General features: G+C 60.3%; 22 protein-coding genes, 2 pseudogenes and 1 riboswitch. Of the genes and pseudogenes, 17 read left to right on the plus strand and 7 right to left on the minus strand.

Annotated elements, in window-relative coordinates; translation table 11 throughout:
* Positions 1–151: 151 nt before the first annotated feature.
* Both MUN79_RS28205 and MUN79_RS28210 read right to left on the minus strand, forming a co-directional pair.
* On the minus strand, positions 152–1,474 hold the full coding sequence (locus MUN79_RS28205) for a TonB-dependent receptor (protein ID WP_311136807.1): 1,323 nt from the start codon (positions 1,472–1,474) through the stop codon (positions 152–154).
* A complete protein-coding gene (locus tag MUN79_RS28210) occupies positions 1,453–2,697 on the minus strand; it encodes a TonB-dependent receptor (RefSeq protein ID WP_244675764.1) in 1,245 nt (414 codons plus the stop codon). Before MUN79_RS28210 ends, MUN79_RS28205 begins: the two co-directional genes overlap by 22 nt.
* Before the next feature lie 10 nt (positions 2,698–2,707).
* Positions 2,708–2,816: riboswitch (TPP riboswitch) on the minus strand.
* Between the two features lie 203 nt (positions 2,817–3,019).
* On the opposite strand from MUN79_RS28210, the gene MUN79_RS28215 reads away from it, so the two are divergent.
* Positions 3,020–3,313 (plus strand): hypothetical protein, encoded by a 294-nt coding sequence (locus MUN79_RS28215; RefSeq protein ID WP_244675765.1) that lies wholly within the window; start codon positions 3,020–3,022, stop codon positions 3,311–3,313.
* Positions 3,314–3,375: 62 nt separating this feature from the next.
* Here MUN79_RS28215 and MUN79_RS28220 read toward each other — a convergent pair whose 3' ends face one another.
* The 4 genes from MUN79_RS28220 to pnuC are packed head-to-tail and all read right to left on the minus strand — an operon-like array spanning position 3,376 to position 5,892.
* On the minus strand, positions 3,376–3,795 hold the full coding sequence (locus MUN79_RS28220; RefSeq protein ID WP_244675766.1) for a GNAT family N-acetyltransferase: 420 nt from the start codon (positions 3,793–3,795) through the stop codon (positions 3,376–3,378).
* 12 nt (positions 3,796–3,807) lie between these two features.
* Entirely contained in the window at positions 3,808–4,695 is an 888-nt protein-coding gene (locus tag MUN79_RS28225; protein ID WP_244675767.1) for an aldose 1-epimerase family protein, read from the minus strand.
* Positions 4,696–4,717: 22 nt separating this feature from the next.
* Entirely contained in the window at positions 4,718–5,266 is a 549-nt protein-coding gene (locus MUN79_RS28230; protein ID WP_244675768.1) for an AAA family ATPase, read from the minus strand.
* A complete protein-coding gene (gene pnuC, locus MUN79_RS28235; protein WP_244675769.1) occupies positions 5,266–5,892 on the minus strand; it encodes a nicotinamide riboside transporter PnuC in 627 nt (208 codons plus the stop codon). Before pnuC ends, MUN79_RS28230 begins: the two co-directional genes overlap by 1 nt.
* A gap of 120 nt (positions 5,893–6,012) precedes the next feature.
* Between pnuC and MUN79_RS28240 the strand changes: the two genes are divergently transcribed.
* From MUN79_RS28240 to MUN79_RS28310, 15 genes and pseudogenes are all read left to right on the plus strand, one after another.
* Positions 6,013–6,336 carry a rhodanese-like domain-containing protein gene (locus tag MUN79_RS28240; protein ID WP_244675770.1) on the plus strand — a complete coding sequence of 108 codons (324 nt, stop codon included), beginning with the start codon at positions 6,013–6,015 and terminating at the stop codon, positions 6,334–6,336.
* Between the two features lie 93 nt (positions 6,337–6,429).
* Positions 6,430–7,785, plus strand: a complete 1,356-nt coding sequence (hrpB, locus tag MUN79_RS28245) for an ATP-dependent helicase HrpB (RefSeq protein ID WP_244675771.1) — start codon at positions 6,430–6,432, stop codon at positions 7,783–7,785.
* Positions 7,755–8,627, plus strand: coding sequence for a DEAD/DEAH box helicase (locus MUN79_RS28250; protein ID WP_244675772.1), 873 nt, complete (start codon positions 7,755–7,757; stop codon positions 8,625–8,627). The genes hrpB and MUN79_RS28250 overlap by 31 nt, the downstream gene beginning before the upstream one ends.
* The gene (locus MUN79_RS28255; RefSeq protein WP_244675773.1) at positions 8,513–8,962 is read left to right on the plus strand and encodes an ATP-dependent helicase C-terminal domain-containing protein; all 450 of its coding nucleotides are present in this window, start codon (positions 8,513–8,515) and stop codon (positions 8,960–8,962) included. Before MUN79_RS28250 ends, MUN79_RS28255 begins: the two co-directional genes overlap by 115 nt.
* Positions 8,963–9,179: 217 nt before the next feature.
* Complete coding sequence (locus tag MUN79_RS28260; protein WP_244675774.1) at positions 9,180–9,968, plus strand: DUF2490 domain-containing protein; 789 nt, start codon at positions 9,180–9,182, stop codon at positions 9,966–9,968.
* Positions 9,969–10,073: 105 nt separating this feature from the next.
* Positions 10,074–11,545: pseudogene (guaB, locus tag MUN79_RS28265) on the plus strand (IMP dehydrogenase).
* Between the two features lie 190 nt (positions 11,546–11,735).
* A complete protein-coding gene (locus MUN79_RS28270; RefSeq protein WP_244675775.1) occupies positions 11,736–13,832 on the plus strand; it encodes a PP2C family protein-serine/threonine phosphatase in 2,097 nt (698 codons plus the stop codon).
* Positions 13,833–13,846: 14 nt separating this feature from the next.
* Positions 13,847–14,176 carry an STAS domain-containing protein gene (locus MUN79_RS28275; protein ID WP_100337384.1) on the plus strand — a complete coding sequence of 110 codons (330 nt, stop codon included), beginning with the start codon at positions 13,847–13,849 and terminating at the stop codon, positions 14,174–14,176.
* A gap of 70 nt (positions 14,177–14,246) precedes the next feature.
* A complete protein-coding gene (locus MUN79_RS28280) occupies positions 14,247–14,612 on the plus strand; it encodes an ATP-binding protein (RefSeq protein ID WP_244675776.1) in 366 nt (121 codons plus the stop codon).
* A gap of 170 nt (positions 14,613–14,782) precedes the next feature.
* Positions 14,783–16,486, plus strand: coding sequence for a peptidylprolyl isomerase (locus MUN79_RS28285; protein ID WP_244675777.1), 1,704 nt, complete (start codon positions 14,783–14,785; stop codon positions 16,484–16,486).
* Between the two features lie 67 nt (positions 16,487–16,553).
* Positions 16,554–17,081, plus strand: coding sequence for a hypothetical protein (locus MUN79_RS28290; RefSeq protein WP_244675778.1), 528 nt, complete (start codon positions 16,554–16,556; stop codon positions 17,079–17,081).
* A 267-nt stretch (positions 17,082–17,348) separates the two neighbouring features.
* Positions 17,349–18,479, plus strand: coding sequence for a peptidylprolyl isomerase (locus tag MUN79_RS28295; protein ID WP_244675779.1), 1,131 nt, complete (start codon positions 17,349–17,351; stop codon positions 18,477–18,479).
* Positions 18,476–18,736, plus strand: coding sequence for a hypothetical protein (locus MUN79_RS28300; protein ID WP_244675780.1), 261 nt, complete (start codon positions 18,476–18,478; stop codon positions 18,734–18,736). The genes MUN79_RS28295 and MUN79_RS28300 overlap by 4 nt, the downstream gene beginning before the upstream one ends.
* A gap of 131 nt (positions 18,737–18,867) precedes the next feature.
* A complete protein-coding gene (locus MUN79_RS28305) occupies positions 18,868–19,833 on the plus strand; it encodes an AAA family ATPase (protein ID WP_244675781.1) in 966 nt (321 codons plus the stop codon).
* A gap of 74 nt (positions 19,834–19,907) precedes the next feature.
* Positions 19,908–20,354, plus strand: coding sequence for a hypothetical protein (locus MUN79_RS28310; RefSeq protein ID WP_244675782.1), 447 nt, complete (start codon positions 19,908–19,910; stop codon positions 20,352–20,354).
* 74 nt (positions 20,355–20,428) lie between these two features.
* Here the strand turns inward: MUN79_RS28310 and MUN79_RS28315 are convergent, their stop codons facing one another.
* The gene (locus MUN79_RS28315; RefSeq protein ID WP_244675783.1) at positions 20,429–21,316 is read right to left on the minus strand and encodes an SDR family NAD(P)-dependent oxidoreductase; all 888 of its coding nucleotides are present in this window, start codon (positions 21,314–21,316) and stop codon (positions 20,429–20,431) included.
* Between the two features lie 192 nt (positions 21,317–21,508).
* Here MUN79_RS28315 and MUN79_RS32410 point away from each other — a divergent pair.
* Positions 21,509–21,988: pseudogene (locus MUN79_RS32410) on the plus strand (GNAT family N-acetyltransferase); the annotation flags it as partial.
* Positions 21,989–21,997: the final 9 nt, after the last annotated feature.

A 21,997-nucleotide genomic window follows, 5' to 3' on the forward strand; every position in this document is an offset into this window, starting at 1 on the left:
GCCTGGTACGCGCGGACTTTGGGGACTTTGCTGCTGAGTTGGCTTTGGTAGAGCGTACAAAAGCCCGTTGCAGCTGCCTGCAACGGGCTTTTACAGTAGCGCACCGTTCGAAGAATCCGACCAACCCGAAGCGTTTGCCGGAAGTAGTGGCTTAGAACTTCACCCCTACCGACGCCAGGAAGTTACGGGTAGCCTGGGGGAAGTAGAAGTTGAAGATTTGCGGGCGGCCGTCGGCGCCGGGGTAGCCGTAGGTGTAGCCGTTGGCTTCGTACTTACGGTTCAGTACGTTGTTGACCAACAGGCCCAGCTCAATTTCCTTCACGAATACCGGCCGGATGCTGTAGCGCACCCGAAAATCGAGCACCTGATAGGGCTTGATGCGCTTGTCGGCGCTGGCCGTATTGTCCAGATACTGCTCACTGACGGTCTTGTAGAGCAAGGCCACCCGCAGGCCCTTCAGCGGCTGGCCTTCCAGCGTGTGCGCCGACACCAGGGAAGGCGAGTAGGAAATCGTGGTGGTGCGGGCTTCGGCAGCCGTTACGGGCAGGTAGTTGGCATCATAAATCACCTCCCGGAAGCCCAGAATCCGGTTGCGGCTCATCGTGAGCGTGGAGCTTAGGCTGATTTTGTCGTCAGCCGACACGAAGCCGGTCAGCTCCAGGCCCGTGCGGTAGCTGCGGTCTACGTTGGTACGCAGGGCATTGCCCACCGAATCGAGGCGGCCGGTAGCTACCAGCTGGTCGCGGTAGTGCATGTAGAAGTAGTTGGCCTCCAGGCGCACGGCCGTGTTGGGGCCCAGCAAGGTGGTATTAGTTCGCGTCAGGCGGTAGCCGGCCTCGAAGTCGTCGAGCCGCTCGGCCCGGGCCTGGGGCTGGCCGGCGGGCCGGTCGGTGAAGTCGGAGCGCACCGGCTCCCGCTGCCCCCGGGCAAAGCTGGCGTACAGCTGCTGCCCTTCCGACACGGTAAAGGTGGCGCCGGCCTTGGGATTGACAAACAAATACCGTTCGTGGGTGGCCACGTCCCGGTTTTGCGCCTCCACCCCATCAATGCCGTACTTGATGTGGCGCACCTGCAAGTCGCCGTACACACCCAGGCGGGGCAGCACCTGGTAGGTGGCGCGGGCGTAGGCATTGTAGTCAGTCTTGCGGGCGTCGTTGAAGTAGTAGCGGTGGCGAATATTGCCGTTGGAAGCATACTGCGCCCAGATGACCTCCCCGTAATGGTCGTTGACAAACTGGTTCCAGGCCCCGCCCAGGGTAGCTTGCAGCTTGTCGTTGTTGCGGGGCTGGTAGTTGAGGGCAAACGTGCCGCCGTAGAAGTAGTTGTCGAGCCACTTCTGGTCAATCAGGTTGGTGCGCGTGAGCGTATCAGTCCCGATGATGACGTTCTGCAGGTTGTAATCGGCGAATTTGCGGCGCGCCCGGTAGCTTTCGTAGTAGCCAAAGCCGCGGGTCAGGTGCAGGGCCGCACCCAGGTTCCAGTCGGCCCCAGCCCCTGCGAAAGGTGGAGCTGGTAGTGGTTCTGCTGGTAGTTGTCGGTCTGGTTGTCGTAGGTGTAGTAGCTGTAGCGCCGGCCTTCCTGCAGGCCGCGGGCGGCGTCGGCCTCACTGAGCTCCCCGTTGTCGATAAACTGCTGGAGCAGCTTCCGGTCCCCGGTAATCAGCGGCTCGGGCACCCCGTTCCAGGCCTGGTAGGTTTTTTCCCGGCCCGAGAAGGTGATGAACTTGACCAACGTATTCTTAGCCTGGTAGCCGGCCGAGAGGTAGTATGACTTCAGATCCGACGCGGCCCGGTTCAGGTAGCCGTCGGTGGCGATGCGCGAGAGGCGGCCATCCACGGTGAAATGCTGGCCCAGCAGGCCGGTGCCAAACTGCACGGTGTTTTTCCAGGTATTGAAGGAGCCGACGCTGTTTTGGGTTTCGCCGTAGGCTTCGCGCCGGTTATCAAACGTGGAAATGTTGATGCTGGCCCCAAACGCCGCCCCACCATTCTGGCTGGTGCCCACCCCGCGTTGCACCTGCAGGCTGCTCACGGACGAAGCCAGATCGGGCAGGTTCACCAAGAACGAGCCGTGCGACTCCGCATCGTTCAGCGGCACCCCGTTGATGGTCATGTTGATACCCGTGTTGCTCGTGCCCCGGATGCGGATATCGGTGTAGCCCACACCGGCACCAGCATCGGAAGTCACTACTACGGAAGGCGTCTGGTCGAGCAGGTAGGGAATGTCCTGGCCGAAGTTGCGCTTGGCCAGCTCTGCCCGGCTCACGTTGGTGTAAGCCGTGGCCGTGCGGTCGTTGGCCCGGCTGGCCGTTACCAGGGCCTCGCCGGTCAGGATGCCCCCGGTTTGTAGCCCCAGCGTGAGGCGCTGCTCGGTAGCCTGGCCCTGCACAGTCTGGCGCAGCGCATCGTAGCCCAGAAACGTAACGCGCAGCTCGTGGGCACCGGCCGGCACCGCGGGCAGGATGAAGGTACCCGTCGCGTCGGTGACGCCCACCACGGCGCCGTCGAGCAGCACGGTGGCGCCGGGCAGCACGGTGCCGGTGCGGGCATCGGCGACGGTGCCGGCCACGGGGCCCTGGGCCCAGGCGGCGGGTGCTGCCAGTAGGGGCAGCGCTGCGGCGGCCCCCCAAACCAATAAATGCTTCAAGGAAATGGTAAAGAAAAAGTGGAACGGGCCCTGCGCCAGGGGTCGGCGCACTAGGTTTTCACGTTCGAGGATCGTTTGTTCCCTTCGCCGGCATTACCCGGACAGGTTCAATGGGTATGATCTCAGCCCCACGGCAGCTAGCCGCTGGTAGGGCACCCCTAAAACTATGCTGCAAAGCTAGAGCCCTCAGCAAGGAGTTCCAAATCGACAATCTTGTGCTTTACTTTCGCTTGACAATCAACTATATTAGACTGGCTAACGAGTGGGCCGGAAAAATTACGTCATCCCAAAACATCCGTCCCACCCACTCCGTTAGCCAGATACAGCCTGCCGGCTCTGCCTTGTTTGCGTCGTCATTTTACCAGTTGCTGCCATGATCAGTCTCATCTACACGCTCGTGGTATTTGCCATTTTGGCTTACTTCATCGTGGCCCCGCGCCACCGCTACCAGCACCCACCCTACACCGACGGCGACGACGACGGCGGGGAGCCGCTCGACGACGGCCTGCCCGACCTGGACCTGCCGCCGGGCATCTCCCGGCCCATCAACGACTGGGAGCCCGACTACGGCCGCCCCAGCGCACCAGTGCGCCCCTGGAAACAATTACCTTCTAAGGTTTCTTATACAAGCAAACAGCGGCCTTTTTGCCCAGCTGCTTCCGGTTAATCGTGGCCGATACCGGAAGTAAGGCAGGCAAAAAGGCCGCTGTTGTTGTGCCTACCCTGCAGCTACAGCTGGAGGCTCATGCGCAGGTAAGGAATGTCGCCCTTGTAGAAAACCGGCCCCTGCCCTACCATACCGAAGCGCTGGTAGAAAGCCGCCGCATCCTGCCGGGCATCGCACCACAGCTCCTGTGCCCCCTGCTGCCGGGCTTCCTCCATAATGCACTGCAACAGTCGGGAGCCGATGCCCTGCTTTTGCCACTCCGGGGCGGTGGCAAACTTGCGGAAGCGGGCATCCGGGCCAGTTACGAACAGAGAAATTACCGAAACCAGCTCCTCCTGCACAAAAGCTCCGAAGTGCTGCCCGGCCGCGTCGTTTTCCACTTTCACGTAGTCCAGGGGCTTGTCGGGCCACAGCACGGCGTGGCGCAGCGGGTAGGTTTGCGCGGGCGTAATGCGGCGGATTTCCAACTCGGGCACTGCCATGAAAGACTGGGGCTAGGTTATGGCAATGGAATACTCAGCCGAGTAGGTTTGGCCGGGGGCCAGGGTCAGAATGCCTTCCTTGTCGGCCAGCTCCACGGGGCTGCCTACCGAGCCGGCAATGCCCTGCCAGGGCTCCACGCACACAAACGGCGCATCTTTCCCCTTGGTCCAGAGGCCCAGGAAGGGAAACCCGTCGAAGCGCAGGCGCACGGCCCGGTCGGAGGCAAAGCTGCGCAACGACACGTGGGTGAAGTCGAAATGCTTAAACACCAGGGCATCCTGGGCAAACAGCTCGTAGGTCAGCGGCATTTCGGTTTCCTCGTGCAGCACGGGTGCGGTTTGGCCGCTCAGCAGCCCGCCCTGCAGCAGGTGGCGGTCCAGGGTTACGGGGTGGTCGAAGTGAAAAAAGTAGTCCTCGAACTTCTCCTCCGGCATGAGCGGGCAGCGGAAGGCGGGATGAGCCCCAATGCTGAAGAGCAGTTCCCGGGCCGAATCAGGATTTTGCACCTGCCAGCGCACCGTAAGCTGCAGGCCACGCAACTGGTAGGTAATGCGCAGCACGAACTCGAAGGGGTACACGGCCCGGCTGGCTTCGTCGGCTTGTAGCTCGAAGGTCAGCTCCTCGGTAGTTTGCTCCACCAGGGTAAACTCCCGGTCCCGGGCAAAGCCGTGCTGGGGCAGCTTATATTCCTGGCCCTGGTGCCGGTAAGTATCCTCGGGCAGGCGGCCCACAATCGGAAAGAGCACCGGGGCGTGGCGGCCCCACACGGCCGGGTCGGCCTGCCAGAGGTACTCCAGGTCGGCTATTTCGGGCAGGTCTTTGCGCACCAGGCTGCTCAGCTCGGCGCCGTAGCTGTTTACCGCGACGCGGCACTGGTCGTTTTCGAGTGAATAATTCATGTCGGAGCTGATTAATCAGAGCTTATGACAACCCAGTACGGGCCGCCCCCGGTTTAGGGTCGGCCAGCAGGGCATCCACGAAGAAGCAGGCCTGCTCAAGGCGCTGCTCGGGCGTCCCGCTGATTTCGGCGTAGTTGGACATGCGGCTGTTGAGCTCGGCTTTATACAGGGAGTAGAAGTATTGCCGGTGGTGGGGGTGTTCCCGCAGCGGGTCGGCCTCCCAGGGAATATCCACGCCCAGCAGCAGCACCAAGTCGTAGCACTGCTGCTCAATGCGCTGCTTCACCCACTCCGGACACTGCCCAAACGCGTGCTCCGACCACACCTTGATAACCAGCAAATCCGTGTCGCAGAACACCACGCGGTGGGCCTGAGCTGCGGCCACATCCTCGGTGGCTACCTGCCCGCGGGCAATAATTTCCAGGTCCTCGAAGGTGTAGCTCGGTCCGTGTGTTTCCAGGTACTGCCGGGCGTATTCCGGGGCCCAGGTGGTGTGGTAGTAGTCGGCCAGCTGACGGCTGAGCGTGGTTTTGCCCGTCGATTCGGGGCCAGTGAGAGCAACGCGCAGCATCAGCTTACGGGAGTTGGGGTGACGGCTGCCACGCGGGCAGCCCGGCGCCACTCCACGTAGCCATAGGCAGCCAGAATAAGGTAGACGGCGTACAGGCCGCTGGTCGGGTGCAGGTCCTTGTACCACAGCAGCGGCACGTAAATCAGGTCGACCAGAATCCAGATCAGCCAGTTTTCGAGCCGCTTGCGGGTAAGCAGGTACTGGGCGCCCAGGCTGCCGGCGGTGGTAAAACTGTCCCAGTATGGCAGCGCCGCGTCGGTGTGGTGCCGCAGGTAATAGCCAAAGCCCAGGGTAAATACGACTGTGCCCACTCCCACCACGGCCCATTCCCAGGGCCGGGTGCGGGTCACGACCAGGGCCGTGTTGCGGTTGCCGCCATACAGCCACTCGTACCAGCCGTAGATGCTCATCAGAATGAAAAAGCCCTGCAGCAGACTATCCGAGTACAGCTGGCTGCGGTAATACACTACGGCGAAAAGGATGCAGCTGAAAATAGCCACCGGGAAGTTCCAGAGCGACTCGCGGGCCGCCAGCCACACGCAGGCAAACCCGGTAATGACGGCCACCCACTCCAGCGGGGAGTTGCCCGCGGCGGAAGTCCAGAACTCGTAGAGGGAATGTAGCAAAGGCAGCGTCGTTTGGCGGAAAATTCGGGGTAACCCGGACCCGCAAGTCCGGCGGAGGCCAAAGCTAACCAGTGACCCGCTAATTTTACGGGCTCCTCTCACTTTTGCCCCGCTTATTCTATGCTCCCCGAAATTACCCCCGAAGATCTGCACGCCCGCTTGCAGCAAGGCGAGGCCCTGCACCTGCTCGACGTCCGGGAGCCCATGGAATTCGAGTATTGCCAGATTACGGGCAGTGAACTGCTCCCGCTGGGCGAAATTGCCCGGCGCTGGGAAGAAGTGCCTTCCGACCGGCCCGTAGTGCTGATTTGCCACCACGGCGTCCGCTCGGCCCAGGCCTTGTCGTTCTTGCAGCACCGCCACGGCCTGACCAACCTGCTGAACCTGCGCGGTGGCATTCACGCCTGGTCTGTGCGTGTGGACCCCAGCGTGCCGGTGTATTAACTTTGGTGAGATAGTGAGATGGTGAAATGGTGAGGGCCGTCCACAATATCAGAACAACAAACTCGCCATTTCATCATCTCACTATCTCACCGCTTGCGCCTGCCCGACCTCCCGATATGCGCGGCTCTGCCCGAGCTGCTGACCACCCTGGCTGCCACCAACTGCGCCGTGCTGCAGGCGCCGCCCGGCGCCGGCAAAACCACTGTGGTACCGCTGGCCCTGCTCGAAGCTCCCTGGATGCCCCCCACCGGCCGCATCATCGTGCTGGAGCCGCGCCGCCTGGCGGCCCGTGCTGCCGCCGCCCGCATGGCCAGCATTCTGGGGGAGCCGGTAGGCCAAACCGTGGGCTACCGGGTGCGCCTGGAAAGCCGGGTATCGGCCCAGACGCGCATTGAAGTAGCCACGGAGGTCATTCTGATCCGCATGCTACAGGATGATCCGGCCTTGGAAGGCGTGGCGGCCGTGCTGTTCGATGAATTTCACGAGCGAAGCCTGCAGGCCGACCTGGGTTTGGCCCTGGCCCTCGACGCCCAGGCCGTGCTCCGCCCCGACCTACGTCTGCTCATCATGAGCGCCACGCTGGAAGCTGAGCGGCTGGGCAGCTGGCTTAAAGCGCCCGTAGTGCGAAGTGCCGGTTTGCAGCACCCGGTCAGTACCCACTATTTGTCGCCGGCCCGGGTGGCGGCAGCCGGCAGCCGCCCCACTGAGCGCCTAGCCGATTTGACTCCGGCGTTAGTTCGGGAAGCACTCAGCAAACATGCGGAAGGCGACGTGCTGGTGTTTCTGCCCGGCTTGGCCGACCAGCGTCGCACCGCCGATAAGCTCATAGGAGCCGTAGCTTCTACCACCGATATTCACGTGCTGCATGGCGAGCTGCCAGCCGAGCAGCAGGATGCGGCCTTGCGCCCTGCCCCGCAAGGTCGGCGCAAAGTAGTGCTGGCTACCAGCATTGCCGAAACCAGCCTGACCATCGAGGGCGTGCAGATTGTGGTGGATGGCGGCTTTGCCCGCGTGCCGCAGTTTGAGCCCCGCACCGGCCTTACCACCCTGGCCACCGTACCCGTCAGCCAGGCCGCCGCCGACCAGCGCCGGGGCCGCGCCGGCCGCCTGGGCCCCGGCACCTGCTACCGCCTCTGGACCGAAGCCGAGCACACCCAGCGCCCGGCCCACCTGCCGCCCGAAATCCTTACCGCCGACCTCAGTGGCCTGGCTCTGGAACTGGCCTTGTGGGGGACCCAGGACCCGGCTACGTTGCGTTGGCTCGATGCGCCGCCCGCTGCCGCTCTGGCCCAGGCCCGCGACTTGCTCGTGCGCCTGGGAGCCCTCACCCGGGAAGGTCAGCCCACACCCCACGGCCGTACGCTAGCTGGTCTGGGCCTGATTCCGCGCCTGGGCCATCTGGTTATCCGGGCAAGGAAGTGGGCCACGGCGCTACCGCCTGCGCCCTAGCGGCCCTGCTCACCGAGCGCGACATCCTGCGCCTAGCGGATGGCACGCCGGCCCCGCCCGATTTGCGCCTGCGCCTGGAAGCCCTCAGCACCGGCCGCGCCCCGTTGCCGGGCCTGGTACCCGATGCCGGAGCCGTGCGCCGGGTGCGCGAAGCCGCTGTCGTACTCCGCAACCGCGCCCACGTCCGCGACACGCCCCTGGATGCCGACGTGGCCGGCTTGCTGGCGGGCCTGGCTTACCCCGACCGGCTGGCCCAGCGCGAAACGCCCGAGCGGGTGCGCCTCATTACCGGGCAGCGCGCCGCCTTGCCAGCCGAGCACTTCAGCCCAGGCACCACCTACTTCGGCGTGGCCCACCTGGATGGCCCGCCTCATGCTCCCCGGGCTGCCCTGGCCGCCCCTATCGAACGGGAAGAGCTGGAGCAGCATTTCTCCGACCTTATCGAAAGCCTAGAGGAAGTGCGCTGGGATGCTGCGGCCGGCCGGGTCGTGGCTCGCCGCATTCGGCGACTCGGAGCCATTACGTTGGCCGAAACCGCCCTGACGCAACCCGCTCCCGAAGCCGTGGCCGCTGCCCTACTCGACGGGCTGCGTCAGGGTGGCATAGCTCGCCTGCCCTGGACCGATGAAGCCCAGCAAACCCGGGAGCGGCTGGCTTTTGCCCACCATCTTTTCCCGGCGGAGTGGCCCGACACGTCGGATGAAGCCTTGCTGGCGGCGCTGCCCAAGTGGCTGGGTCCGTATCTGGAAGGACTGCGTACCATGGCCGAGGTCAACCGGCTGCCGTTGGGGAAGCGCTGCTCAACTGGCTGCCCGGCGGCTGGGCCCAACAGCAGGAACTGAACCGCCTGGCCCCAGCCCATTGCCCCGTTCCCAGTGGCTCGAATATCACGCTGGATTACTCCAATCCAGAAGCGCCGGTGCTAGCTGTGCGCCTGCAGGAAGTGTTTGGCCTGCTCAACACGCCCACCGTGGGCCTGGGCCGGGTCCCGCTGACCATGCACCTGTTGTCGCCGGCGCGGCGGCCGGTGCAGGTCACCCGGGATTTGCGTAGCTTTTGGAACACAGGCTACTTCGAGGTGCGCAAAGACCTGCGTGGCCGCTACCCCAAGCACCACTGGCCCGACAACCCACTGGATGCCCCTGCGACCCGGGGCACAAAGAAGCGACCCGGCTAAAGTCCAACTGCTGTATCTGATTTAAGCTCGTCAGGGATTGGAGCGGCTAATGCTCAACAGCAACCTCTTCCTACTTAGCTAGCCGGAATAGCATTAACACTAGACAGTTATATCTTTTTCAGCCTCTTTCCGGAGCCCAATGTTATCATTTGCCTTTTGGCCGCAAATACAATCGTAACAATTTGGTAATACGGATAACAATTGCGTAACATTGGTTATGCTTGTTGCCCGCGCCCATATTCTGTTTTTCACTGCTCTGCTACTGTTGGCAGCCGTGAGTGGGCGTGCCCAAAGCTCCACGCTGGGAAAAAGTCGGCCCCTATCCAGCGCTGTTTGGCTAACCCTAACCAGCGACGCCCGCCTCACCGACCGTTGGGGCAGCCACCTCGAAGCGCAGTGGCGCCAGGCTAAAGGCGCTGGGTCCCCGCACCAAAACGTGCTGCGCCTTGGTATTACTTACCATGCCACTGGGGAGCTTCAGCTCTCAACTGGCTACGCCCTGCTGCTGACTACCGACAACAACGATGCCCCAGCCGCTGCTCAGCGGCCCGAGCACCGGGCCTACCAGCAAGTGCTGCTCAATGATTTGCAGGACCGCCTGCAGTTGCAGCACCGTTACCGCTTGGAGCAGCGCTGGATACAACAAACCGAGGGAGCCGCGCCGGTATACGTAAACCGAATCCGCTACCGGCTGCAGCTGGCTTACCCATTGTCGGGGCCCGTGCTCAAGACCGGCGGGGCCTACGTGGCAGCATCCAATGAGCTGTTTTTGGGCTTTGGCCGCAACGTGGAGCACGGTATTTTCGATCAGAACCGGGCTTATGCCGGGCTGGGCTACCAAGCTATGAAGTCTCTGGCGCTGGAAATCGGCTATCAGAACCAACTCGCTTCCACTAACGTCGGCAGCTTTGGCAGCCCCCACTCGGTACAGGTTGGGTTGAAATTCAACCCGGATTTTCGGCCCGTGGCCCTACTGGCAGCTGTCAAAGAGGCCGGCGCAAAATAGTTTTATCAGCCAAAAATCGGGTAGTGCAAAAGCTTAACACCGACTTACCCGAATTTTCGTCGTAGTTTTACCCGGCAATAAGCGGTACCTAATCATCTTATTGCCATGGCCAACGCGCTGCCCAAAATTGCCTTCGAGGCACTTACCTACGACGACGTCCTGCTGCTACCTGCCTATTCGGAGGTACTGCCCCGCGACGCGGACCCCAGCTCCCAGCTTACCCGCAACATCCGCCTGAAGCTCCCGTTCGTCTCGGCAGCCATGGATACCGTCACCGAAGCCGACATGGCCATTGCCATGGCTCAAGAAGGTGGCATCGGCATCATTCACAAAAACATGAGCATCAAGGCCCAGGCCGAGCTGGTGCGGCGCGTGAAACGCTCGGAAAGCGGGATGATTCTGGACCCATTTACTTTGGAGGAAACGGCTTCCCTGGGCGACGCCAAGCGCCTGATGCGCGACAATAAAATCGGCGGTATTCCGATTGTCGACGACCAGCGCCGCCTCAAAGGCATCCTGACCAACCGCGACCTGCGCTTCGAAAAGGATATGGACCGCTCGGTTTCGGAGGTGATGACCAAGGATAAGCTCGTGACGGCCACGGCGGGCACCGAGCTGGCCCACGCCGAGGAGATTCTGCAGGAGTCGAAAGTAGAGAAGCTGCCCGTAATTGACACCGATGGCCGCCTGGTGGGCCTTATCACCTACCGCGACATCCGCAAGCGCCGCCGCAGCCCCAACGCCTGCAAAGACGAATTCGGCCGTCTGCGCGTGGGAGCCGCCGTGGGCGTAACCGCCGATTTGCTGGACCGCGTGGCGGCTCTGGTAGAAGCCGGCGTGGATGTGGTTAGCGTGGATACGGCCCACGGCCACAGCAAAGGCGTACTCGACGCAGTGCGCAGCATCAAAACCAGATTTCCCAACCTGGAAGTTATTGCCGGCAACGTAGCCACGGCCGAAGGTGCCCGCGCCCTGGCCGACGCTGGTGCCGACGCCGTGAAAGTGGGCGTTGGCCCCGGCTCCATCTGTACCACCCGCATCATTGCCGGCATCGGCGTACCCCAGCTTTCGGCCGTAATGGAAGCAGCCCGCGGATTGGAAGGCACCGGCGTGCCCCTTATTGCCGACGGGGGCGTGAAGTTCAGCGGCGACGCGGTGAAAGCCCTAGCCGGTGGGGCCTCTACCATCATGGTGGGCTCCCTGCTGGCTGGTACCGAGGAAGCTCCGGGGAGGTGACGCTCTACGAAGGCCGCAAGTACAAGTCGTACCGCGGCATGGGCTCGGTGGAAGCCATGGAGGAAGGCTCCAAGGACCGCTACTTCCAGGACGCCGAAGACGACGTGAAAAAGCTGGTTCCCGAGGGCATCGTGGGCCGGGTGCCCTACAAGGGAGCGGCCAGCGAAGTGCTCTACCAACTGGCTGGCGGCTTGCGGGCGGGCATGGGCTACTGCGGGGCTCCGACCATTGAGGTTCTGCAAAAGGCCCAGATGGTGCGCATAACCGGCGCCGGCCTGCGCGAGAGTCACCCCCACGACGTGCAAATTACCCGGGAAGCGCCTAACTACAGCAGCCGCTAACCTTTCTTGCGAAATATTGTATAAGAGGCCAATTGCCACCCTGGGCAGTTGGCCTCTTTTTTTGCAAATTCGTACGGGTAACCCGCCCGTAAGTCAGGCATTCCGGCAGATTTGCGAATCAGGCCGTATCTTGCGCGTATATTCCGGCGGGCCAATGCCTAGCACCGCCGTTAGTATTTTACTTATTTTCATGTCCTTTCGACAGAAGCTGAAAGCTATTGTATTGCCCTTCACCGTGCTGAGCTGGCTGATACTGCTTATCAGTACCCTGTTGCACGCCAGTCCGGAGGCGGCAGCCCGTTTCGGCTTACCCGCGCAGTGGGTTACGCTGCTGGCCCAGGCGGCTTTTGTGGCCGGCGTTTTTGTGTACCAGCGTAGCCGGCCCGACCCGTTGCGCGGCACCGACTTTGTGGGCCTGCTGCGACGCTTGGTGCTGGGCCCGGGCCTGCTGGCCACTGTTTGCGTGGTGTTGCACCTGCTGGAGCGGTTTATCCAGTATGAGCAGCCCAGCGCCGACCGGATTCTGTTTGCCAGCATTTATACCATCAACCTGGCCCTGTTCGTCGTTTTTCTGGCGTACACCAATTACTCCTGGCGCTCCTTAGTCCTGTTCCGCTCCTCAGCCCGCTTGCGCCGCGCCTGGCTGTGGTTTGAACTGCTGCTGGGTGGCACGCTGCTGTTTCGTCTGTTTTCCTGGGCTCCGCCTATGCCGGTAGCCTACTTTATTATGGGCGGCTTGGCCGTGTATGGGGTTTACCTGAGCGGAAACCAGAAGTGGGTGGCTTACCTGAACCGTCGCCAGAAGTGGGAAGTAGTCTTTCTGCAGCTGGCGTTATTGCTGTGCCTGGGCATTTTCAGCATCTATTTCCTGCGCATTGCCCAGGACCCCAAGCTGGTGGCGCCTGAGCCCCAGCATGCCTTCCTGCTACTGACTGTGTTTTTTGCCGGGTTCTACTCCCTGGCCGGTTTGCTGGTAACGTTCTTCAACCTGCCCACAGCCGGCGTATTCGAGCAAAAGCGCGACGAAATTCTGAGTCTGCAGCGCCTTACCCAGCTTATTCAGAAGGGGCAGACTGAAGAAGAAGTGTACCAGATGCTGTTTGAGGCTGCCATTCAGACCGTGGAAGCTGACGCGGCCTGGCTGGATGTGGAAACCGATGGGCAGCTGCACGTGGGCCAACGCTACCAGGTTACTGAAGCCCACGTGGCCGCCATCCGCACCTTGCTTACCGATTACAACCTGGGTCAGATTGAGTACCTCAACAACGACCTGGCGAACAGCAGCGGCTTTCGTGGCCTGGAGCTGCCCTACGGCTCCCTGATTGTGATGCCCATGCGCTCGGCCAAGCGGCAATACGGAGCCCTTTACATGCTGAAAGAGCAGCGCCAAAGCTTCGACCGCGAAAACCTGGGCATCCTGCAGACCTTCACCAGCCAGACGGTGCTCAGCATTGAAAACCTGCAGCTGGTGGCGGCTTCCCTGCAGAACGAGCGGGTGAAGGAAGAGCTCAAAATTGCTTCTTCGGTGCAGGACAGCCTGATTCCCAAGGACCTGCCCATCGACAACTGGTTTGAAATTGGCTCCCATGCCTTGGCGGCTAAAGAGGTAGGCGGCGACTTCTACGACTTCCTGCACTTGCCCGGCAAGCGCCTAGCCATTCTCATTGGTGACGTATCGGGCAAGGGCATTACGGCCGCCTTCCACATGGCCCAGATGAAGGGTATTTTCCATGCGCTGATGCAGGAGAATCCGCTGGCCAAGGATGAGCGGGAGAAGTTTCCGGTGCCCAGCAAGTTTATGTCCATGGCTAACCGGGCCCTGACGCACTGCCTGGAAAAGTCGTCTTTCATAACGGCCGCCCTCTACATCGTGGACTATGAGCACGGCGGCTTCGTCTTTGCCCGCGCCGGCCACTGCCATACGCTATACTACCACTCTATTAAGGAGGAGGTTTCTTATTTCCGCACGGCGGGCCTGGGCCTGGGTATTATCCGCAACGACTCCTACGAGAAGCACATTAAAAACCAGTTTTATGACTACAATCCCGGCGACGTGATGGTCATTTATACCGATGGTATCGTAGAAGCCAGGGGAGCCAACCAGGAAGAGTACGGTGAGGAACGGCTCAAACAGCAGCTCGAACACACGTATTATCTGGAGGCCGACGAAATCAAAGAGCATATTCTAGCCGATCTGGCCGAGTTCAGCAAGGGTCAGCCCATGCACGATGACCAGACGTTGCTGGTTATCAAGTTCAAAGCAGCTCAACCAGAAGTAACAATTTAACGTACAGTGGAGGCATGAAAATTAATCAACAAACTACCGAAAATACCCTCACGCTCAGCCTCGACGGAGAACTGGACGCCAGCTCGTCCGTATTGCTGGACACGGAGCTGACTAAGCCTGAAGTACTCGACTACAAAAAGGTCCTGATTGACTGCCAGCGCCTCAACTATATTTCCTCGGCGGGCCTGGGTGTATTTATTTCCCACCTGCAGCGTTTTCAGGATGCTAACGTGAAGCTGGTATTCTTCAACATGCAGGAGAAAGTGCATAACGTGTTCGAGATTCTGGGTCTGGATGCCTTGATGACTATTGTGCCTTCCGAGGCCGAAGCCACCGCTATTTAAGCTTCTAGGGGTACAGGAGGGAATGAAAAACGCAATCCGCATCAGTTGTAGCCGCCACAACCTTAAAGTGGTGCGCGATTTTGTAAGCAGCTATCTGGCTGCTTACGGCCTGTCGGATTTGCAGCTTAATCAAATCATTCTGGCCGTTGATGAAGTAGTAGCCAACCTGATTATCCACGCCAACCACGAAGACGAATCCCAGTTCTTGGACCTTCGCCTGACGGTTGACGATCAGGTTTTCGAAATAGAAATCGAGGACGACAGCAAGTCTTCCTACCAACCTTCCCTCTACAAGGAGCCCGATCTGCAGGAGCACATTCGCATCGGCAAAAAAGGAGGCGTGGGCATGACGCTCGTCAACCGCATCATGGACCGTGTCGAGTTTACGACTACCGGTACCCACAACGTGTGCCGCCTGTACAAACGCATCGTGTAGGCCCCAAACCTACTGGAAAAAGCCCTTCCCGACGGAAGGGCTTTTTTTATGCCCAAAGCTGTTTTGGCCCGGCAGCGGCAGCCCGAAAAAAATGCGTAAAATTGCGTCAGTCAGCCTTCCGTCCTAACTCGTTTCGATGGCTGTACGCTTTGTAGTATCTTACTTATTGTATGCACAAACGCATTTTGTACGCCGGCCCGCTGGCCGCTGCACTGCTGGCCGCTGGCTGCCAGACTACCAAATCAGTTACCACCGCCAAGCAACCCGTTATTGAAACGCTGGGCACCCACGAGGTGCCGGCCGGGGAGTTTGCTTATGTGTATCGGAAGAATAACGGTACCGCCCCCGAGTTTGGCACCCGGCCCAGCGTGCAGGAGTATCTGGACCTCTACACCAACTTTAAGCTCAAAGTGCTGGAAGCCGAGCAGCGTGGCCTCGATACCACCCAGGCTTTCAAGCGGGAGTTGGAGGGCTACAAGCAGCAGCTGGCCCAGCCCTACCTCACCGAGAAGAGCGTAACCGACCAGCTGGTGCGCGAGGCTTACGACCGGATGAGCAAGGAGGTAAACGCCTCCCACATCCTGATCCGGATGGCTCCCGACGCGGCCCCGGCCGATACGCTGGCGGCTTACAACAAGATTATGGCCCTGCGCCAGCGCGTAACCGGCGGCGAGGACTTCAACAAAGTAGCCGCCGAAACTTCGGAAGACCCCTCAGCCCGCGACAATGGCGGCAAGCTGGGCTACTTCACGGCCATGCAGATGGTGTATCCGTTTGAGTCGGCCGCGTACCGCACCAAGGTGGGCGAAGTGTCGCAGCCGGTGCGCACCCGCTTTGGCTACCACATCATCAAGGTGAATGACGTGCGTCAGGCTCAGGGCGAAATCAAAGTGGCTCACCTCATGATCCGGGCCACGCCGGGCATGCCCAAAGCTGACTCGGTAACGGCCAAAAAGAAAATCGATGAGCTGTCCAGCCGCCTGCAGCGCAAAGAGCCCTGGGACAAGCTGGTGGCCCAGTTTTCGGAAGACGCCGGCTCGGCCGCCAACGGTGGTGAGCTGCCGCCCTTCGGCACCGGCCGCATGATTCCCTCCTTCGAGGAAGCCGCCTTCCGCCTGCAGAACCCCGGTGACCTGTCGGCTCCCGTGCAGACGCCTTACGGCTGGCACATCATCAAGCTGATTGAGAAGCAGCCCGTGCCCAAGTTTGAGGACATGGAGGCTTCGCTGAAAAGTAAAGTGTCGAAAGACTCCCGCTCGGAGCTCAACCGCGCCGCCTTCCTGAAGCGGATTCGCACCGAAAACCAATTTACCGAGAACAAGGCCGGCAAAGACTTTGTGTTTGCCAAAGCCGACACATCCTTGGTAAACGGCCGCTTCAAGTATACCGCTCCGGCGGCCCCGGCCAAAGCCAGCAAGACCGTAGGCGACAATAGCCCGCTGTTTACCATCAAAGGCAAACCCTACCTGGTTAAAGATTTCCTGAGCTATGCCCAGCAAAACCAGCGGGCCAAAAAGGGCGCCGAGCCGCGCTTTGCCATGCAGCAGCTCTACGACCAGTACGTGGACCAGAGCCTGACTGATTTCGAGAAAGCCAACTTGGAAACCAAGTACGAAGACTACCGCATGCTCGTAAAAGAGTACCGCGACGGAATTCTGCTGTTTCAGCTGATGGACGAGAAAGTGTGGTCCAAAGCCATTGAGGACTCCGTTGGACTGCAGAAGTTCTTTGCCGAAAACCAGAGCAAGTACCAGTGGGAGCCGCGGGTGCAGGGCACCGTCATCAGCGCCGCCACCCCCGATTTGCTGAAGCAGGCCCAAACCCAGCTGAAGGCTGGCCGCTACGAAGTAAAGCGCGTAGTGCCCGGACCGTGACTTTCATGCCCGGCAAAGCAACCGCTATGAAGGGGCCTGGGCTAGCCTGGACCGTCTGGCCAGCCGCTTGGCCTCCGACACGACCCTAACGCTAACCATTACCGGCCACCCTAAGCGCGGAGAAGCAGCCAACCTGGTAGGTCCCCGCGTGGCCGGCGTAAAATCATACTTGGTAGGCAAAGGTGCCGTTGCCCGCCGCATTACCACTAGCACCAGCAAAGCAGCTACTGCTGATGGGGCCGCCATATTGGCCCTGACCAGCGCCAGCCCTACGGCCCTGGAAGAAAGCCTCAACGAACAGAACCCGCTGGCCGTCCAGATTCAGCAGCGCAGCTTCCAGAAAGGCGACAACAAAGTAGTGGATGAGCTCCTCAGCAAAGGCCCTGGCACCTACACAGTGAATAAAGACGGCCGCTACTACGCCGTAACCATCGACAAAGTGCTGCCGGCCGGGCCCAAAACCCTGGCCGAAGCCCGCGGTCAGGCTACTTCTGACTACCAGAACTTCCTGGAAAAGCAGTGGATTTCGCAGCTGCGCGACCAGTACCCGGTGAAAGTCAACCAGCCCGAAGTCGATAAGCTGGTAACCAAATAAACGGTCCGGATTTTCCGGCGCTACTCTCTCAGAAGCCTCGGTTGTTGCCGGGGCTTCTTTTTTGCTGTGCGCCGCCATGCAACGCCCCGGGCTCCGGCCGACTCCTTAGGCTACTTCCCGGCCGGAGCTTACGGGCGTAAACCGTTGTTTTTGCCGGAGAAAGGATTTATGTTGAAATTTACGGGCGACTTTCTGCGTTTCAGAAGTCGGCTGGCTCCGGCAAGTGCAGCACGCACGGCTGCCGCGGGCATTACTCTTTTCGATTCCATGACTCAATTCGTTCGTACGTCGGCCCGCGTGGCCCTGCTTGGCATGGGTTTGCTGGCTGGCACAGTTAGTACAAGTTTCGCCCAGCTCGGCATTGGGCGTCCCGCTGGTCGGCAGATTGCGGATGCTATTATTGTAAAAGTCGACAACCAGATTGTGCTGCGTTCCGACCTGGAAATTGCCTACGCCCAGCAGGTGCAGCAGGCCCAGGGCAAGCCGCTGCCGCCCGATTTGCGCTGCAAAATCCTGCAGAGCATCGTGCTCAACAAGCTGATGCTGGCCAAAGCCGAAACCGACTCGGTGGTGGTGGAAGACAGCCAGGTGAAAAATGAGCTGGACCGCCGCATGGCTTATTTCGTGCAGCAGATTGGCTCTGAGAAAAAGCTGGAGGAGTATTACAACAAGCCCCTTAAGCAGCTCAAGGACGACCTGCGCCCCCAGGTGAAGGAGCAGCTGATTCAGCAGAAAATGCAGGAAACCATTGCCGGTAAGGTCACCGTGACCCCGCGCGAGGTACGCCAGTATTTCAACCGCATTCCCAAAGACAGCCTGCCCTACTATTCCACTGAGGTAGAAGTAGGCCAGATTGTAAAGCTGGCCCAGGTAAACCCCAAAGCCAAGCAGGAAACCATTGCTAAGCTCAACGACCTGCGGGCCCGCATCCAGGCCGGGGAAAGCTTCGAGACGCTGGCCAAGCAATTTTCTGAGGACCCCGGTTCCGGGGCGCAGGGTGGCTACCTGGGCTTCTTCAAGCGCCGGGAGCTGGTGCCTGAGTACGAAGCGGCAGCCCTGAAGCTGGAACCCGGTCAACTCTCGCCCATCGTAGAGTCCCAGTTTGGCTTCCACCTGATTCAGCTCATTGAGCGCAAAGGCGACAGCTACAGCACCCGCCACATTCTGCTCAAGCCTGCCGCCGGTGGCAACGATGTAAACGAGGCTGGGGCACAGCTGACTAAGCTGCGCCGCCGCATCCTGGGTGACAGTATCACGTTTGCCAAGGCAGCCAAGGATATGTCGGACGACAAGCAGACCAGCGGCAACGGCGGCTTGTTGGCTAACCGCCAGGACGGTGGCACTTATCTGCCCTCGACAAGCTCGACCCGGCCATCTTCTTCACCATCGACACGATGAAAGTGGGCCACATTACCCCGCCCCTGCCCTACCGCACCGACGATGGCAAAGACGCCATGCGCATCATCTGGCTGAAGTCGAACACGCCGCCCCACCAGGCCAACCTGAAGGACGACTACCAGAAGATTGCCCAGGCTGCCCTGAACGAAAAGAAAAACAAGGCGCTGGATGAGTGGTTCCTCAAAAACCGCGGCTCCGTATACCTCGAAGCCGACCCGCAGTACGCCGACTGCAAGCTGCTGGACGCGGTTTATTAAGTGGTGAAATGGTGAAGTGGTGAAATAGCGAGTTTTTGTTCCGCAGGCACCAAGGTGCGCTAGTCGGACTCAAGCTTCTGTTTCACGGCTTCTCAACTCACAATTTCACCATCTCACAATTTCACCTATTCATGCGCACTTTCTCTTCTGATAAAGAAGCCGCCGATGCCCTGGCAGCCTCCTACCGTACGCTGCGCCAGGAAATCGGCAAGGTCATTATTGGCCAGGATGAGGTTGTCCGGCTCGTGCTGACGGCCGTTTTTTCCCAGGGCCACTGCCTGTTGGTGGGTGTACCGGGTTTGGCCAAAACCCTGCTGATTCAAACCATTGCCGACTCGCTCGACCTCTCGTTTAACCGGATTCAGTTCACGCCCGACCTGATGCCCTCCGACATCGTAGGCTCGGAAACGATGAACCAGCAGCGCGACTTTCAATTCGTGAAAGGACCCGTGTTTGCCAACATCGTGCTGGCCGATGAAATCAACCGGACGCCGCCCAAAACCCAGGCTGCTTTGCTGGAAAGCATGCAGGAGTACTCCGTAACGGTGGCTGGCAAACGCTACCCCCTGGAGCGCCCGTTCTTCGTGTTGGCTACCCAGAACCCGATTGAGCAGGAAGGCACTTACCCGCTGCCCGAAGCCCAGCTCGACCGGTTTATGTTCAACATCGAACTGGGCTACCCCAGCTACGAGGCAGAGCTGCAGATTGTGAAAAATACGACGTCGGACAAGAAGCCGAGCGTCAACAAAATCCTGCATTCCGACGATATTCAGGCGTATCAGCAGCTGGTGCGCCGCGTGCCCGTGGCCGATAACGTAGTGGAGTACGCCGTAAGCCTAGTGCACAAAACCCGCCCCAACACCGACCGGGCGTCGGCCCGCGTAAATCAGTTGCTGGAATGGGGCGCCGGTCCGCGGGCCTCGCAGCACCTTATTGTGGGTGCCAAGTGCAATGCCTTGCTCAATGGCAAATACTCGCCCGATATTGAGGACGTGAAAGCCATTGCCGGACCTATTTTGCGTCACCGCCTGGTGCGCAACTTCAAGGCCGAAGCTGAAGGCATCAGCATCGACCAGATTGTCAAAGAATTACTTTAAAACCCGCGGAAAGGCGCTGGGTGATAGTGAACTATCATCCCACTTTCAGCAATCAACACCTAACTCTCTCCAACGTGGAAGTTCTCGGCTACTATCAGCAATTTGAGCGCAACATCGGCATCATCCTCGACGCGCTGCGGGCCGGCCTTGATTTGCGCACGACGCCCCTGGAAGTTTCGCTGCCCCTGGAAGTATACGTGCTCTGCGAAGTCCTGAACACGGGCGGCGCTACCTACCGCCTCACCACCGAAGGCGTAGCCCGGCTGGCTGAGTTTGAGGAGCAGTACGTGCGGCAGGAGGCCGAAACCGAAGCCATTATGCGCCGCATTCTGGAAGACAAACGTTCTTTTATGCGCACGCCAGAAGGCCGCGTGCTGACCAAGGAAATGCTGATTCGTCGGCTGGAATACTTCAACGAAACAGCCCGCTTAGTTAACGTGATGCGGATTCAGCAGGCCCTGGGCAGCCCCGTGCAGTACCAGCACCCCCACCTGAGTACCGGCGTCGCGCTGAAAAAATAAGCTGGGTTTGAACTCCACAAAAAAGCCACCTCAACCCGAGGTGGCTTTTTTGTTGGGACATTGTCCCTGCCTCTTTAGCTGCTCATGTGGCCGGTATCTTGGGGGCGGATTTCGGCGTGCCCATCCTGGGAGTGGGACAAAACCAGCTCGCCAGCCGGCTCCTTTTTCAGCTCGCTCGGCACTTCCTCACCCGACAAGCTCTTGGAGGAAGTCACGCCGCCATCCACGAAGTATGTGGCGCCGGTTACGTAGCTGGCTTCGTCGGAGGCCAGGAACAGGTACACATTGGCCACTTCCTCGGGTGTGCCCCGACGGCCCATTGGCACGCCTTCCACCGTGTTTTTTTCCATCTTCTTATCCATCGGGCCGGTTTCCTTGTGCGTCCAGGCCGTATCAATCGGGCCTGGGCCCACGCAGTTGACGCGCACCCCGTATTTGGCTTGTTCCACAGCCAGGCCCTTGGAGAAAGTCATGACCCAGGCTTTGGTGCCGCCGTAGGGCGTGATGTTGGGAGAACCCATCTGTCCGGCCTCCGAGCCCGCCGAAATGATGTTGCCTCGGGTTTTCTGCAAATACGGCAGCGCGGCCCGGCTCATGTGAAACGCGGTGTAGATGTTGTTCTTAATCATATACTCGAAGGCCTCCACCGGGTACTTATCCAGCTCGTCGGTAGCCGGAAACACGCCGGCATTGTTTACCAGCACGTCGAGCTTACCAAACAGCTCCACGGCCTGTTGCACGCAGGCTTCGGCAGTAGCCTGGGTGGAGATGTCGCCGGTAAAAGCCGCAGCCCGCCCTCCGGCCGCCACAATTTCCTCTACTACTTCGCCCACCGGGTCTTCGGCCAGGCCCACGACGAGTACCGCGGCGCCTTCGCGGGCAAATTTCTTGCTGATGGCCTCGCCAATACCCGCGCCACCGCCGGTAACAATAGCTACTTTGCCTTCCAATCTTCTGGTCATGATGCTGTTGGTTGTGTCGTTAGATAGATTCGTAAAACTTCTGCCCACCGACCTGATTTAGCAGTCCGTAGCGCACGGAAGTCCCAAAAACTAACGGCATTCTCCGGTGGAGGTTATCCCCAACGCGCCCGAACGGGTGCCAACCTTCCGGCGGCGGCTACGTGTAGCCAAAGGTATTCTGGTTGTGTTCCTATGAATATTGTTGAGCTGCCCCCAGCCCCTGCCCGTACGCCCATCCGCACGCCGCGCCTTACGCTCCGCCCCTACGTCGCCGCCGATGCGGAAGCCTTCTTCGCCGTTATCGACCAGGAGCGGGCCCGGCTGCAGCCCGCCTTTCCTTCCCGGGTGGCTGCCGTTCAGACCCTAGACGACGCCCGGCAGGTGCTGCAAGGCTACACCCAGGACTGGAGTTCGCGCCGCCTGCTGGTACTCGGCATCTGGCATACAGCGTCGGGCGCTTACCTGGGTGACATCAGCCTGAAGCCGGTCTGGAGCCGCGCCGTAACGGCCGAAATCGGCTACTATCTGGCCGCCGACGCCGAAGGCCACGGCTACGCCCAGGAAGCCTTGGAAGCTGCCGTAGTCTTCGGGTTCAGGGCCCCGTTAGGTGCCACTCGTCTCGATATTCGCTGCTACGCCACCAACCCGCGCAGCTGTGCCGTAGCCGAGCGGGCCGGCTTC

Source organism: Hymenobacter cellulosilyticus, from assembly GCF_022919215.1.
GTDB lineage: Bacteria > Bacteroidota > Bacteroidia > Cytophagales > Hymenobacteraceae > Hymenobacter > Hymenobacter cellulosilyticus.